We start from the raw sequence: 14,001 nt of genomic DNA on the forward strand, positions 1-14,001 counted from the left end.
ACGCGCGTGCGGTGCGCTGGACCCATGACGCTCGCCCCTCCCGCGCCCGACCAGCGCGCCTGGCTCGACCTGCTCACCGCCCCCGGGGCGGGGGAGCTGCTCGCCGTGGCGCTGGGCGCCGACGGCGCGAGCCTCGACACGTGGCGCGTCCACCAGGTGCACGCACGACCCGGCGCGGAGGTCACCGTCGGGTACGACGTCGTCGCGCGGCGGGCGCTCCCAGCGGGCCCCGGCGCGGGCGCCGTCTCGGCGGACGCCGCCGAGTACCTGCTCGCGACGACGGCGCCCCTCTCTCCGGACGCGGTCGGACCCGGCGTCGTCCGTCTCGCGGACGGCCCGCGCGTCGTGCACGTGTGGCGGCATCCCGCCGACCCGATGCTGCCCGGCCTCGCGGCGGCCTGCGACGCGGTCGAGCTCACGCGCCGGCTCGCGGCGGCGGGAGAGCTCGCGGACGGCGAGGCCGTCGAGTCGGTGACGATGGTCGCCTACCGCCCGCTGCGGCGCGCGGTGCTGCGCGCGCGGACGTCCTCGCGCACGGTCTACGTCAAGGTGGTCCGCCCGGACCGGGCGCGCTCGCTCGTCCGTCGGCACGACCTCTTCCGGTCCGCCGCAGTGGACGCCCCGCGCTGCCTCGCGCGGGACGACGACGGCGTGGTCGTCCTCGAGGAGGCGCGCGGCCCGTCGCTCGCGCAGCACCTCGCGGCGCTCGGACCGGACGACCAGCCCGCCGCGATCGACCCGCGCGAGCTCCTCCGCGCGCTCGACGCCCTCCCGGCGCGCGCGACGACCCTGCGCCGCCGCCCCGCGTGGGCCGAGCGCGTCGAGCACTACGCGGCGTCGGCGCTCGCGGTGCACGGCCTCGACGCAGACCGGGTGGACCGCGTCGCGCGCGCGGTCCGGACGGCCGTCGCGTCGCGCGACCGCGGGCCGGTCGTCGCGACCCACGGCGACTTCTACGAGGCGAACGTCCTGCTCGACACCCCGGCGGCACCCGGCGACCCCGCCTCGCGGGGACGCGCCCGCGTCGGCGTCCTGCTCGACGTCGACACGCTCGGCCCGGGGCACCGCGTGGACGACCTCGCGTGCCTCGTCGCGCACCTCGCCGTGCTCCCGTCGCTCGCCCCGGCCGCGTACGGCGGCGTGGGGGAGCTCGTCGACCGCTGCCTGGCCGTGTTCGACGAGCGCGTCGACCCCGTGGCCCTGCGGGCGCGCGCGGCCGGAGTCGTGCTGTCCCTCACGACGGGCGCGGCCTCGCGCGACCTCGCGGACGCGTGGCTGCGGGTCGCGGAGGAGCTGCTGGACGCGGCCCCCGGGACGCTCGCCGACGAGATCGCCCCCGTTCCTGAGAGCACTCTCATCGGCGCTTCCTCGGCATCTCACGCGTGACCGAGAGGCTCGGATCATGCACGGCCGAGGGGTCGTGCGCACCATCGGACGAAGGAGAAGGATCATGAAGGCACGCAGCGCATGGATCGTCACCGGGGCGCTCGGCGCGGTCGGTCTCGGGGCCACGGTGGCCACCGCCCAGGGCGCGTTCGACGCCCCGGAGCCGGCGACCGTCTCGCCGTCGGTCCAGGTGAGCACGTCGTCGAGCACGCCGGCCAGCACGCCGACCGACGCCCCCGCCACGTCCGCGACGCCCAGCCCGACCGACGTCCAGAACGGGACGTCGATCACGACCGTCACGGCGAACACCTCCGCCTCCCCGAACACCGCGGGCTCCGCGAACACGTCCGGCTCCGCCGTGACGAGCCAGACGCCGAACACCCCCAACACGCCGCCCACGGCGAACACGGCGAACACGCCGCAGACGCCGAACACCCCGCCCAGCCCGGTCACGCCGCCGTCGCCGCAGTCGGCCGACTGATCTCGGCGCCCGGCCGATCCGCCGGACCGAGCGACCCGGCCGAACCCGGGTCTGCGGGTCACGAGGGACCACCTCGCGACCCGCAGGCCCGGGTTCGGCGCGTCAGCGGGTGGCGTCGGCGAGCCGGTACCCCATGCCGCGCACGGTGACGAAGTGCTCGGAGCCGAGCTTGTTGCGCAGATAGCGCACGTAGACGTCGACGACGTTCGAGCCGGGGTCGAAGTCGTACCCCCACACGCGCGACAGGAGCTGCTCGCGGCTCAGCACCTGGCCCGGGTTGCGCAGGAACGCCTCGGCGAGCGCGAACTCGCGCGCCGAGAGGTCGACCTCGCGGTCGGCGGTGCGCGCGCGGCGCGTGCGCAGGTCGAGGCTGAGGGCGCCGTGCGTGAGCACCGTGACCTCGCCCGTGGGCTCGGTGCGCAGGCGCAGCCGGATGCGCGCGAGCAGCTCCTCGAACCGGAACGGCTTGGCCATGTAGTCGTCGGCGCCGCCCTCGAGCCCGGCGACCGTGTCCGTGACCGACGTGCGCGCGGTGAGGATGATGACGGGGATCGGGTTGCCCGTCTCCCGCAGGCGCCGCAGCACGGTGAAGCCGTCCTGGTCGGGCAGGCCGAGGTCGAGCACGAGCAGCGCGAAGTCGCCGGTGCTGGCGAGGTCGAACGCCTCTCGCCCCGTCGCGACGGTCGTGCTGGCGTAGCCCGCGGAGCGCAGGCCCTTCGCCACGAACGACGCGATGCGGGTCTCGTCCTCCGCGACGAGGATCTGGCTCACCGGGTGGTCCTTCCGTCGGGGGCGGGGTGCGCGGGCGGGTGCGGGTCGTCCGGCCCGACGGCGGGCGGCGCGTCCGGCGCGGGCCCGGAGGTCGGCGGGGGCAGCGAGGGGGTGGCGGCCGACGGCGCGCTCGGCACGGTCGGCGCGGTGAGCGCCCCCGGTGCCTGGCCGTGCCGCCCGTCGAGCGCGGGAGCGTGCGGACCGACGGCGTCGGCCCGCGCCCCGGAGGACGGGCCCGCGACCGGGACGAGCGGGAGGTCGAGGGTGAACGTCGACCCGACGCCGGGCGTCGACGCGACGAGCACCCGGCCGCCGTGCCCCTCGGCGATCGCCGCGACGATCGCGAGCCCCAGCCCGGCGCCCTCGGGATGGGTCGCTCCGGGCGTCGTCGCCTGGGCGAAGCGCTCGAAGATCCGCTCCTGCTGCTCGGGTGCGATCCCGACGCCCTCGTCGCGGACCCACACGCGCACGTGCGCGCCGTCGTCGGACACGGCAGAGCCGAGCGCGACGACCGACCCGGCCTGCGAGAACTTCACGGCGTTCGCCGCGAGCTGCAGGAGCGCCTGGGTGAGGCGCTGCCCGTCCGCGAGGATCGCGACGTCGGCGCGCGCGTCGACGAGCCAGCGGCGGTCGCCGAGCGTGCGGACCTTGTCATGCACGTCGTCGAGGAGGCGACCGAGGTCGGTGTCGCCCGGGCGGACGAAGTCGGGGCGGCCGGCGGTCGCGAGCGTCACGAGGTCGTCCACGAGGCGGTTCATGCGGTCGAGCTCGTCGAGCGCGAGGTCGCGCGTCTCGGACGCGTCGGCGGCGTCGCGCGGGTCCATGAGCTCGAGGTGGCCACGCACCACCGTGAGCGGCGTGCGCAGCTCGTGCCCGACGTCGTCGATGAGGCGCCGCTGCGACTCGAACGACCCTTCGAGCCGGTCGAGCATGCCGTTCACGGTGCGTGACAGGTCCGAGAGGTCGTCGTTGCCGGTCACGGGGATGCGGGCGGACAGGTCCGTGTCGCCGATGCGCTGCGCGGTGCGCGAGAGCGTCCGGATCGGCTGGAGCAGGCGCCCGGCGACGACCCAGCCGACGACGCCGATGAGCACGAGCGCGCCGAGCGCGACGACCGCGTAGGTCCGGAAGACCTGCACGAACTCGGCGTGCTCGGCCGAGCGGTCGTAGGCGAGCACGAGCGCCGCGGGCGCCTGGCCGGGCGACGCCCCCGCGCCGCCGATCGCCTGCACGGGGGCGACGAGGGCGCGGTAGTCCGCCGTGGCGGTCCGCGGGGAGCGGAGCACGACGTCGTCCCCCGCGACGAGCGGTGCGAGCGCGGCGACGAGCTCTGGGTCCTCCTCGAGCCGCAGCCGCACGTCCTGCTGCGAGACGAGCGGCGTGCGACCCTCGCGGAGGCCGAGGATGCCCTCGTTGTGCGCGGGCACCGTGAGCTGGATCGAGGCGACGACGACGTCCTCGGCGGACGTGAACGGCTCGCCCGTGACGGGGTTGACGCCCGAGGCCGCGAGCGTCTCGAGCTCGTTCGCGCTCCGGGTGAGGCTCTCGTCGATGCGCGCGTCGATCTGCCCGCGCTGGAGGAACCAGGCGGCGCCGCCCGCGAGCAGCAGCGCCAGGGCGGAGAGGCCGAGGAACGCCGCGAGCATGCGGGTGCGGACGGTCAGCCCGGCGCGGCGCGCCCGGGAGCTCATCCGTCGCCCTGGTCGGAGCCGCTGCGGTCGTCCTCGTCGTCGGACCCGCCGTCGTCGCCCGACCCGTCGTCATCGTCATCGTCGTCGTCGCTCGACGGCGGGGCGGGCGTCACACGGTCGTCATCGTCGTCGTCATCGTCGTCGTCGGGCGAGGTGGTCGGCGACGGGTCGTCGGTGGTGGTCGGGGCGGGGGTCGTGGGCGCGGGTGTCACGACCACGGCGCCCCCGACCTCCCGGTCCTGAGGGCGCGAGGCCAGCGCGCCGGCGGCGGCCGCGCCCCCGAGCACGAGCACGAGAGCCCCCACGAGCCACGCGACGGTCCGACGAGTCATGAGGCCAGTATCGGAGAGCAGGATGAGACGCACATGAGAAGGCGGCGGCCGTCAGCCCGCCGCGAGCCAGTCGTCGACGCCGGTCAGCAGCCGCTGCTTCGTGCCCGACGACGCCCGGCTCGCCCGGATCGACGACCGCGCGAGCGCGGCGAGCTCGTCGTCGGAGAACCCGTGCTCGTGGCGCGCCGTCTCGTACTGCGCGACGAGGCGGGAGCCGAAGAGGAGGGGGTCGTCCGCGCCGAGGGCGACGCGGGCGCCGGCGTCGACCAGTGCCCCGAGGGGCACCTGCCCCGCGTCCTCGTAGACCCCGAGAGAGACGTTGGAGGCGGGGCACACCTCGAGCGCGATCCCGCGGTCCACGACGTCGTCCAGCACGCGCCGGTCCTCCGCGGACCGCACACCGTGGCCCAGGCGGTCGGGGACGAGCTCGCGCACCACCTCGTGCACGTGCGCCGGCCCCAGCAGCTCGCCCCCGTGCGGCACCGACGCGAGCCCGGCCCGGCGCGCGATGGCGAACGCGCGCGCGAACTCCGCCGTGTCCCCGCGGCGCTCGTCGTTGCTCAGGCCGAACCCCACGACCTCGCCGGCGCCCTCGCCCGCGTACTGCGCCGCGAGGCGCGCGAGCGTGCGCGCGTCCAGCGGGTGCCGCATGCGCGACGCCGCGACGACCACCGCGACCTCCGTCCCCGCCGCGGCGCTCGCGGACCGCGCCGCGTCGAGCACGATCTCCACCGCCGGGGTGATGCCGCCGACGAACGGCGCGTACGACGTCGGGTCCACCTGGATCTCGAGGCGGCCCGACCCCTCGGCCGCGTCGTCCTGCGCGGCCTCGAGCACGATGCGTCGCATGTCGGCCTCGGAGCGCACGCACGCGCGCGCGGCGTCGTACAGGCGCTGGAAGCGGAACCAGCCCCGCTCGGTCGGCGGGAGCCGGAGCGGGTCGCCGTCGACGAGCGCATGGGGGAGCCGCACGCCGTACTGCGCGGCGAGGTCGCGCAACGTCTCCGGGCGCATCGACCCGGTGAAGTGCAGGTGCAGGTGGGCCTTGGGAAGCGTCGCCAGGTCTCGCACACGGGGAGTCTGTCACGCGGACCCGGCCCGCGCCGTCGCGCACGGGCCGGGGCCCGACGGTGGCCCGCCCCCTGCGCGCGCCCCGTCCCCGCCCGACGTCGGGTCACGTCCCGGGGAGGAACCCGCGCTGCATGGCGACCGTCACCGCGGCGGTCCGGTCGTCCACCCCGAGCTTCGCGAAGGCGCGCAGCAGGTGCGTCTTCACCGTCGCCTCCGTGATGAACAGCTCGCTCCCGACGGCCGCGTTCGACAGCCCGCGCGCGACGAGGCGCAGCACCTCGATCTCCCGGTCCGTGAGCCGGTCCGCCCCGCGGACCGACGTGACGAGCCGGGTCGCGACGCTCGGCGCGAGCACCGTCTGCCCGCGCGCCGCGGCACGCACGCCCGCGACGAGCTCGTCCCGCGGCGTGTCCTTGAGCAGGTAGCCGGTGGCCCCCGCCTCGACCGCGCGCAGGATGTCCGCGTCGGTCTCGTACGTCGTGAGCACGACGACGCGGGGGGCGCCCGCCGCGCCGCGCCCCCCGCCCCGGCCGGGCGCGCCGACGATGGCAGCCGTCGCACCGACCCCGTCGAGCACGGGCATGCGCAGGTCCATGAGCACGACGTCGGGCGCCAGCTCGCCGGCGAGCGCCACGGCCTGCTCGCCGTCGCCGGCCTCCCCGACGACCTCCAGGTCGGGCTCGGCGGCCAGCATGCCGGTGATGCCCGAGCGCACGACCGGGTGGTCGTCCACGACGAGCACCCGGACGACGGGGTTCCCGGCCGGGCTCATCGGGCGTCTCCCGCCCGCACCGTCGCGCTGGTGCCGGTGGACGGTCCGTCCAGCGAGGCACCGGCGGGCAGGCGGACCGCGACGCGCGTCCCGCCGCCGGGGGCGGGACCCACCTCGAGGCTCCCGCCCTCCGCGGCCACGCGCTCCCGCATGCCCCGCAGGCCGTAGCCCTCGGTGAAGCCCGACGCGTCGGCAGGCAGGCCGCGCCCGTCGTCGGTCACCTCGAGCACCGTCCCCGCGCGGTCCTGCCGGAGGTCGACGCGCACGGCCGCCGCGTCCGCATGGCGCCGGACGTTCGTGAGCGCCTCCTGGGCGGAGCGGAGCAGCACGACGTCGTCGGCGCTCGACAGGCGCAGAGCCTCCGGCGCCGTGAGCGCGACGCGCGTCCCGGTCTCCTCGGCGAACCGGTCCGCGAGCCGGCGCAGCGCCTCGCTGAGCGTGCCGCCCTGGAGCGGGGCCGGGGCCGAGGCGGCGACGAGCGCCCGAGCCTCCGCGAGGTTGTCCCGCGCCGTCGACTCCACGAGGGCCAGGCGCTCGCGCGCCGCGTCCGGAGCGCCCCGGTCGAGGTCGGCGCTCGCGGCCTGGGCGAGCATCACCACGCTCGTGAACCCCTGGGCGAGCGTGTCGTGGATCTCCTGGGCGACGCGCTCGCGCTCGGCGAGCACCCCCGCCTCGTGCGAGGCCCGGCCGAGCTCGGCCTGCGTGGCGCGCAGCTCGTCGACGAGCCGTGCGTGACGCTCCGACTGCCGGAGCGTGTGCGCGGTCCACAGCCCGAGGCTCAGCGCGAACGCGAGCGCGACGCCCATCTGGGGAGCGGCGCTCGCGAGCTCCTCGGGCTCGACCCGCCCCGTCTGCGGGTCGAACGCGAGCGCGAGCGCCGTGCCGGCCGCGAGCGCGACGCACAGCACGACCTGGGCCCACAGGTGCTCCGACAGCATCCAGATCTGCGTGAACACCGCGAACAGCAGGAGCGTGCCGAGCGCGTCCTGCCCGACGACGACGAGGGTGCACGCGATCGCGACGACGAGGTAGACGTGGGCCGGCACCTGGTCGCGGGTACGCGCCGCCCGGCGCCCCCAGGCGAGGTAGGCCACGAGGATCGTCGCGACCGCCGCCAGGGACACGAGCAGCGCCCTCCCGCTGACGCCGGCCGTGAGGAGCGCGAGCGCGCTGAGCACGACGATGACGTAGAACGCCACGTCCCACCAGCGCACGTCGCGGGCCCACGTCCCGTCGAGCTCGGCGGTCGCGGCGTCGGCGGACGTCCCGTCGACCACCCCGGCGACCGCCCCGCCCGGCGACGGCGTCTCAGCCGTCGTCACGGCGCCGCCACCGGAACGACCGCGCACCCACCACGAGCCCCACGACCAGCCATGCGACCAGTACAGCAGCGGTCGCGCCGTGCTGCCACGACCCCGACGGCTCGAGCGCCGCCGCCTGCTCCGGGAGGAACACCGAGCGCATGCCCTGCGCCATCCACTTGAGGGGGAACAGCGACGCGACGGTCTGCATCCAGGACGGCAGCGCGAAGAACGCGAAGAACACCCCGGAGATGAACTGGAGCACGAGCACGACCGGCGTGACGACCGCCGTCGCGGACTTGCCGGACCGCGGCAGCGACGAGAACGCCACGCCGCACACCGCGCCCGCGGCGCACCCGAGCACGAACACCCACGCGAACGTCGCGAGGCGCGCACCGCCGTCGGGCATCTCCCACGGCATGGGGACGTCGTAGACCGTCGCGGCGAGCGCGAGGAGCAGCCCGGTCTGCACGACGGACGTCAGCAGGACGAGCCCGACCTTGCCGTAGAAGTACGCGGACGGCGGCAGCGGGGTGGAGCGCAGCCGCTTGAGCGAGCCGTCGTCGCGCTCGACCGCGATCGAGATCGCGAGCGACTGGAAGCTCGTGAGCATGACGCCCGTCGCGATCATGCCGGGCAGGAAGTACTGCGCGAACGGCACGGAGTACCCGGCCGTGCCCTGGTCCTGCCCGTCGAACACCGTCGCGAAGATCGCGAGCATGATGAGCGGGTACGTGAAGATGAAGATCACGGCGTCGCGCTCGCGGAAGAACGCGCGCAGCTCGGCGCGGGTGCGCTCGATCCCGAGCCGGCCGGCGCCGGGCAGGGCGGCGGGCCGGGCGGAGCGTGCGGACCGGGTGGCGGTCGGGGCGGTGGTCACGGGCGGGCCTCCTCGGGGACGACGGCGGTCGTGCCGTCGGGCGTGGGGTCCTCGGCGGGTGCGTCGAGGGGACCGGGTGCGGCTGTGCGGGCCGGCGCGGCGGCGGGCGCCGTGGCCGGCTCGCCGATGAGCTCGAGATAGACGTCCTCCAGGCTCGGGCGGGTCACCGCGAGGCCGGGGACCTCGCCGTCGGGTCCCGCGTACCGCGCGGCGAGGGACGCGACGAGAGCGGTGGGGGAGTCGGTGCGCTCCGACCGCCAGGCACCGTCGTCGAGCCAGCGGACCTCCGGCCGGCGAGCGTCCGGGCCACCGAGGCGGTCGGGTGCGTCGAGCGCGACGACCCGGCCCGCGCGCACGACGGCCGCACGGTCGGCCAGGTGCGCTGCCTCGTCCAGGTAGTGCGTGGTGAGCAGGATCGTCGTGCCGTCCTCCCGCAGCGAGCGGACCAGCGCCCAGAACGCGCGCCGGGCCTGCGGGTCGAACCCGGTCGTCGGCTCGTCGAGGAACAGCAGCTCCGGACGCCCGACGATGCCGAGCGCGACGTCCAGCCGCCGCCGCTGGCCGCCGGAGAGCTGGCGCGTGCGGGTCCGGGCCTTCTCCCGCAGCCCGACGGCGTCGATCACCTCGTCCGGGTCGCGCGGCGCCGGGTAGAACGTCGCGAAGTGCCGGACGATCTCGGCGACCGTGAGCTCGGCCTGGTCGCGCGAGTCCTGGAGCACGACGCCGATGCGCGAGCGCCACGCGCGGCCCGCGGTCTGCGGGTCCTCGCCGAGCACGCGGACCTCGCCCGCGTCGCGGCGTCGGAAGCCCTCGAGGATCTCGACGGTCGTGGTCTTGCCGGCGCCGTTGGGGCCGAGCACGGCGAAGATCTCGCCGCGCTCGACCCGCAGGTCGACGCCGTCGACCGCCTGCTTGGCGCCGTAGCTCTTGCGCAGGCCGCGCACCTCGACGGCCGGGCCGCTCTGCCGGGCCCCGGCGGCGTGGGAGCCGGTGGGGAGGGGTGTCGTCGTCATGGGACCAGCCTGTCGGCGGAGCCCTGCCGCCCGCGACGGCCGTTCGTCCGGACCTCGTGTCCACCGATCGGTGGACGGCGGTTCGACCAGGGGCCTCGCGTCGCGTACAGTGATCCCTCGGTGGTTGACGCCCGCCACGCTGGTCCGCGCCCGTGAGACGTGTTTCGTCCCGGGGCCGGGGGCTCGTACGGCGTCGTCGAGCACGAAGGGTAGTGGCGCAATTGGTAGCGCAGCGGTCTCCAAAACCGCAGGTTGCAGGTTCGAGTCCTGTCTACCCTGCACGGCGTGGCTCTCGTGGGACCTTCCCGGGAACCGCGCGCGGCCCGGCACCGGGTCGCACCGAGGGTTCGAGCAGGTCCCGTACGTGAGCGATGGGGAAGAACGAGTGAGCGAATCGCCGTCAGAGGCCGTGGGTGCAGGCGGCGCACGCGCCGACGAGGTGAAGAAGAAGGGCGGTCCGTCCGCGGACAAGAAGCCCAACATCTTCGCGCGCATCGCCCTGTTCGTGCGCCAGGTGGTCGCCGAGCTCCGCAAGGTCGTCACGCCGACGCGCTCGGAGCTCATCACCTACACGACGGTGGTCCTGGTCTTCGTGGTCGTGGTCATGGCATTCGTGACCGTGCTCGACCTCGGGATCGGCAAGGCCGTTATGTGGGTCTTCGGCTAGCGAGCGCACCTCCGCCCGGTCACGCCGGGCCTCACCACGGCAGCCGGCGCCCCTCGGGGCGCCGTCGGCGCTTCCAGAAGAAGTCATCGAGCAGTTCGTCAGAAAGCAGGTTCGTTCGTGTCCCAGGAGTCGCTGGACCAGACGGAGAACGTCGACCCGACGCAGCCCGAGGGTGCCCAGGACGACGTCGAGGAGACCACGGACGTCCCGGCGGTCGACGAGGCTGACGAGACGGTCGACGAGGACGCCTCGGACGACGAGGCGGACGAGGACGCGTCGGACGACGAGGTGTCGGAGGACGAGCGCCCGGTCGACGAGGACGGCGACGTCATCGAGGACCCGGTCGCGGAGTTCAAGCGCACGCTGCGCTCGCAGCTCGGCGACTGGTACGTCATCCACTCCTACGCGGGCTACGAGAACCGTGTGAAGGCCAACCTGGAGAACCGCATCCAGAGCCTGAACATGGAGGACTACATCTTCCAGATCGAGGTGCCCATGGAGGAGGTGGCCGAGATCAAGAACGCGCAGAAGAAGATCGTCCGACGCGTGCGCATCCCCGGCTACGTCCTCGTCCGCATGGACCTCACCGACGAGTCGTGGGGCGCCGTGCGCCACACGCCCGGTGTCACCGGCTTCGTCGGCCACACCCACCAGCCCGTGCCGCTGACACTCGACGAGGTCTTCTCGATGCTCGCGCCGATGCTGGCACCCGCCCCGGAGCCCGGCAAGCCTGCCCAGGCCACCGCGAAGGCTCCCGTCGAGGTCGACTTCGCGGTCGGCGAGTCGGTCACCGTCACCGACGGCCCGTTCGACACGCTGCCCGCCACGATCTCCGAGATCAACGTCGAGAACCAGAAGCTCAAGGTCCTCGTCTCCATCTTCGGCCGGGAGACCCCGGTCGAGCTGTCGTTCAACCAGGTCGCCAAGATCTGACGCGCGCCGCACGGCACAGGCGTGCGGTTCGTGAGCGCAGCACCTCAGGAAACACTGCAACCGGGTCATCGCCCACGGCGTCGGTCCACGAGAAGAAAGACAGGGAAGAGTCATGCCTCCCAAGAAGAAGGTCTCCGGCCTCATCAAGCTCCAGATCCAGGCCGGTGCGGCGACGCCCGCCCCGCCGATCGGCCCCGCGCTCGGTCAGCACGGCGTGAACATCATGGAGTTCTGCAAGGCCTACAACGCGGCGACCGAGTCGCAGCGCGGCAACGTCATCCCCGTGGAGATCACGGTCTACGAGGACCGTTCGTTCACGTTCGTGACGAAGACCCCGCCGGCCGCGGAGCTCATCAAGAAGGCCGCGGGCGTGCAGAAGGGCTCGGCCACGCCGCACACCGTCAAGGTCGCGAAGATCACCGCCGACCAGGTGCGCGAGATCGCCCGGACCAAGCTCGAGGACCTCAACGCGAACGACCTCGACGCCGCGTCGAAGATCATCGCGGGCACGGCCCGCTCGATGGGCATCACCGTCGAGGGCTGACGACAGACGACGTCTGTCCCGGGGCGCCCGAGGCGCCCCGGACGACGTACCGAGGCCGGCCCGCACCGCGTGCCGGCCTCGGGCACGACGTCGATCCGCACCCGCGGACGACGGTGGCAGGGTCCGCGCGGACCCGCTGACCACGACTGCAGAAGGAGAAGCAGATGGCAACGCGCAGCAAGGCGTACCGCAACGCCGAGGAGAAGATCGACCGCGAGCGTCTCTACGCGCCGCTCGAGGCGGTCCGCCTCGCCAAGGAGACGTCGTCGGTCAAGTACGACGCGACCGTGGAGGTCGTCTTCCGCCTGGGTGTCGACCCGCGCAAGGCGGACCAGATGGTCCGTGGCACGGTCAACCTGCCCCACGGCACGGGCAAGACGGCCCGTGTCATCGTCTTCGCGAACGCCGCGAAGGCGGAGGAGGCCCGTGCGGCCGGTGCCGACGAGGTCGGCGGCGACGACCTCATCGAGAAGGTCGCCGGTGGCTACACCGACTTCGACGCCGCCGTGGCGACGCCGGACCTCATGGGCAAGGTCGGCCGCCTGGGCAAGGTGCTCGGCCCCCGTGGTCTCATGCCGAACCCGAAGACCGGCACCGTGACGATGGACGTGGCGAAGGCCGTGTCCGACATCAAGGGCGGCAAGATCGAGTTCCGCGTCGACAAGCACGCGAACCTGCACTTCATCATCGGCAAGGTCTCGTTCGACGAGAAGTCGCTCGTGGAGAACTACGCGGCGGCCCTCGAAGAGGTCCTGCGTCTCAAGCCGTCGTCCTCGAAGGGCCGCTACATCACCAAGGCCACGCTGACGACGACGATGGGCCCCGGCATCCCGCTGGACCAGTCCAAGACGACGAAGCTGCTCGAGGACGACGCCGCCTGACGGCAGTCCCTCCCGCGGGTGGTCCACCACCCGCACCACGCACGACGGCGCGGCACCCTGCGAGGGTGCCGCGCCGTCGTCGTCTCAGGAGGAGGACCGGGTCAGCAGGCGCCCAGGTCCTTCCAGACGCCCCACTGCCCGCTCTGCGTCGGGTTCTCGTTCGTCGTCCACCACTTCGCCTCGTAGGTGTGGCCCTGGAGGGAGACGCGGTTGCCGCCCGTGTACACGGCCGACGCGGACCACGCCGGGGCGGTGCAGGTGCCCGGGTCCGTGGGGTCCGTCGGGTCGGTCGGGTCCGTGGGGTCCGTGGGGTCCGTCGGGTCCGTCGGCGTGGTCGGGCCGCTGGCGAGGCGCGAGCCGATGACGGACGCGACCTGGTAGCTGTTCGTCTTGTCCCAGTTGATCGACCAGGTCATGACGCCGCCGATCTTGCCGTACGGCTTCGCGGGCTTGAAGGCGCCGCAGCCGGTGCCGACCTCGAGGCAGTCGACGGCCTTCACGACGTTGGCGAGCGGCTGGTAGCCACCCCCGGCGGCCTTCTGGACGGCGGGCACGCCGATGCCGACCTGGTCGGGGCGCAGACCCATCTCGAGCTGGATGCAGGTCAGCGCGGTGAGGAAGTCGACCGTGCCCTGCGAGTAGACCTGCTGGTTGCAGCCCATCATCGAGCCCGAGTTGTAGTACTGGGTGTTGACGATCGTGAGGATGTCCTTGATCGCCAGGGTGAGCTGGTAGTACCCCATGCTCGTCGCCTGGTAGTCGATCGTCTGCGGCGCCATCGTGAGGACGAGGCTCGGGCCGGCCTTCGCCGAGAGCTGGTGCAGCGCGCTCGACATGTACGTCGCGTTGATGCCGTGCTCGAGGTCGATGTCGACGCCGTCGAACCCGTACTCCTGCATGAGCCCGTACGCGGTGTCCGCGAAGTTCTTGGCCTCCGTCGCGTTGGAGACGATGACGTTGCCCTTCTCGCCGCCGACGGAGAGCACGACCTTGCGGCCCTGCGAGCGGATCGTCGCGACGTCGGCCTTGAACTGCGCCTCCGTGTAGCCGCCGAGCTCCGCGCTGGAGAGGTTGAACGTGATGCCGCCCGGCGTGCCGGCCAGGTTGTCGGCGAAGGCGATCGCGACGAGGTTGTACGCCTGCGGGATCTCCGACAGGCGCATCGTCACCGAGCCGTTGTCGAAGTTGTGCCAGTAGCCGGTGAGCCACTGCGTGCTGCCCGCCGCCGCGGCCGCGGGTGCGGGTGCGGCCGGCGCGGGCGCCGCGGTCGCGGGCCTG

At 74.0% G+C, this 14,001-nt stretch carries 15 protein-coding genes and 1 tRNA gene; 7 read left to right on the top strand and 9 right to left on the bottom strand.

Going from position 1 to position 14,001, the window contains the following annotated elements; all coding sequences use genetic code 11:
• Positions 1–24 precede the first annotated feature (24 nt).
• Together ACFVN3_RS19100 and ACFVN3_RS19105 are read left to right on the top strand one after the other, a co-directional pair.
• On the top strand, positions 25–1,386 hold the full coding sequence (locus ACFVN3_RS19100; RefSeq protein WP_378234563.1) for an aminoglycoside phosphotransferase family protein: 1,362 nt from the start codon (positions 25–27) through the stop codon (positions 1,384–1,386).
• Positions 1,387–1,450: 64 nt separating this feature from the next.
• Complete coding sequence (locus tag ACFVN3_RS19105; protein WP_378234564.1) at positions 1,451–1,867, top strand: hypothetical protein; 417 nt, start codon at positions 1,451–1,453, stop codon at positions 1,865–1,867.
• A gap of 102 nt (positions 1,868–1,969) precedes the next feature.
• Here the strand turns inward: ACFVN3_RS19105 and ACFVN3_RS19110 are convergent, their stop codons facing one another.
• From ACFVN3_RS19110 to ACFVN3_RS19145, 8 genes are all read right to left on the bottom strand, one after another.
• Positions 1,970–2,638, bottom strand: a complete 669-nt coding sequence (locus ACFVN3_RS19110) for a response regulator transcription factor (RefSeq protein ID WP_378234565.1) — start codon at positions 2,636–2,638, stop codon at positions 1,970–1,972.
• Positions 2,635–4,329, bottom strand: a complete 1,695-nt coding sequence (locus ACFVN3_RS19115) for an ATP-binding protein (RefSeq protein ID WP_378234566.1) — start codon at positions 4,327–4,329, stop codon at positions 2,635–2,637. Before ACFVN3_RS19115 ends, ACFVN3_RS19110 begins: the two co-directional genes overlap by 4 nt.
• Positions 4,326–4,661 (bottom strand): hypothetical protein, encoded by a 336-nt coding sequence (locus ACFVN3_RS19120; RefSeq protein ID WP_378234567.1) that lies wholly within the window; start codon positions 4,659–4,661, stop codon positions 4,326–4,328. The genes ACFVN3_RS19115 and ACFVN3_RS19120 overlap by 4 nt, the downstream gene beginning before the upstream one ends.
• A gap of 51 nt (positions 4,662–4,712) precedes the next feature.
• The gene (locus tag ACFVN3_RS19125) at positions 4,713–5,732 is read right to left on the bottom strand and encodes an adenosine deaminase (protein ID WP_378234568.1); all 1,020 of its coding nucleotides are present in this window, start codon (positions 5,730–5,732) and stop codon (positions 4,713–4,715) included.
• 103 nt (positions 5,733–5,835) lie between these two features.
• Positions 5,836–6,504, bottom strand: a complete 669-nt coding sequence (locus ACFVN3_RS19130) for a response regulator (protein ID WP_378234569.1) — start codon at positions 6,502–6,504, stop codon at positions 5,836–5,838.
• Positions 6,501–7,826 (bottom strand): sensor histidine kinase, encoded by a 1,326-nt coding sequence (locus tag ACFVN3_RS19135; RefSeq protein WP_378234570.1) that lies wholly within the window; start codon positions 7,824–7,826, stop codon positions 6,501–6,503. Before ACFVN3_RS19135 ends, ACFVN3_RS19130 begins: the two co-directional genes overlap by 4 nt.
• Positions 7,813–8,685: an ABC transporter permease gene (locus ACFVN3_RS19140; protein WP_378234571.1), complete on the bottom strand. Its 873-nt coding sequence runs from the start codon at positions 8,683–8,685 to the stop codon at positions 7,813–7,815. The genes ACFVN3_RS19135 and ACFVN3_RS19140 overlap by 14 nt, the downstream gene beginning before the upstream one ends.
• The gene (locus tag ACFVN3_RS19145) at positions 8,682–9,698 is read right to left on the bottom strand and encodes an ABC transporter ATP-binding protein (RefSeq protein WP_378234572.1); all 1,017 of its coding nucleotides are present in this window, start codon (positions 9,696–9,698) and stop codon (positions 8,682–8,684) included. Before ACFVN3_RS19145 ends, ACFVN3_RS19140 begins: the two co-directional genes overlap by 4 nt.
• A gap of 206 nt (positions 9,699–9,904) precedes the next feature.
• Here ACFVN3_RS19145 and ACFVN3_RS19150 point away from each other — a divergent pair.
• The 5 genes from ACFVN3_RS19150 (at position 9,905) to rplA (ending at position 12,723) form a co-directional block, all read left to right on the top strand.
• Positions 9,905–9,977, top strand: a tRNA-Trp gene (locus ACFVN3_RS19150).
• A gap of 106 nt (positions 9,978–10,083) precedes the next feature.
• The gene (gene secE, locus ACFVN3_RS19155; RefSeq protein ID WP_082141381.1) at positions 10,084–10,365 is read left to right on the top strand and encodes a preprotein translocase subunit SecE; all 282 of its coding nucleotides are present in this window, start codon (positions 10,084–10,086) and stop codon (positions 10,363–10,365) included.
• 117 nt (positions 10,366–10,482) lie between these two features.
• The gene (gene nusG, locus ACFVN3_RS19160) at positions 10,483–11,298 is read left to right on the top strand and encodes a transcription termination/antitermination protein NusG (protein WP_378234573.1); all 816 of its coding nucleotides are present in this window, start codon (positions 10,483–10,485) and stop codon (positions 11,296–11,298) included.
• A 112-nt stretch (positions 11,299–11,410) separates the two neighbouring features.
• Positions 11,411–11,842 carry a 50S ribosomal protein L11 gene (rplK, locus tag ACFVN3_RS19165; RefSeq protein ID WP_378234575.1) on the top strand — a complete coding sequence of 144 codons (432 nt, stop codon included), beginning with the start codon at positions 11,411–11,413 and terminating at the stop codon, positions 11,840–11,842.
• A gap of 164 nt (positions 11,843–12,006) precedes the next feature.
• On the top strand, positions 12,007–12,723 hold the full coding sequence (gene rplA, locus ACFVN3_RS19170) for a 50S ribosomal protein L1 (RefSeq protein ID WP_378221332.1): 717 nt from the start codon (positions 12,007–12,009) through the stop codon (positions 12,721–12,723).
• Between the two features lie 101 nt (positions 12,724–12,824).
• On the opposite strand, the gene ACFVN3_RS19175 is transcribed toward rplA, so the two are convergent.
• The coding region (locus ACFVN3_RS19175) for a glycosyl hydrolase family 18 protein (protein ID WP_378234576.1) at positions 12,825–14,001 on the bottom strand (1,177 nt) is incomplete at its 5' end.

Origin of the sequence: Cellulosimicrobium sp. NPDC057862, assembly GCF_042797035.1 — a bacterium.
In the GTDB taxonomy this organism is placed as follows: domain Bacteria; phylum Actinomycetota; class Actinomycetes; order Actinomycetales; family Cellulomonadaceae; genus Cellulosimicrobium.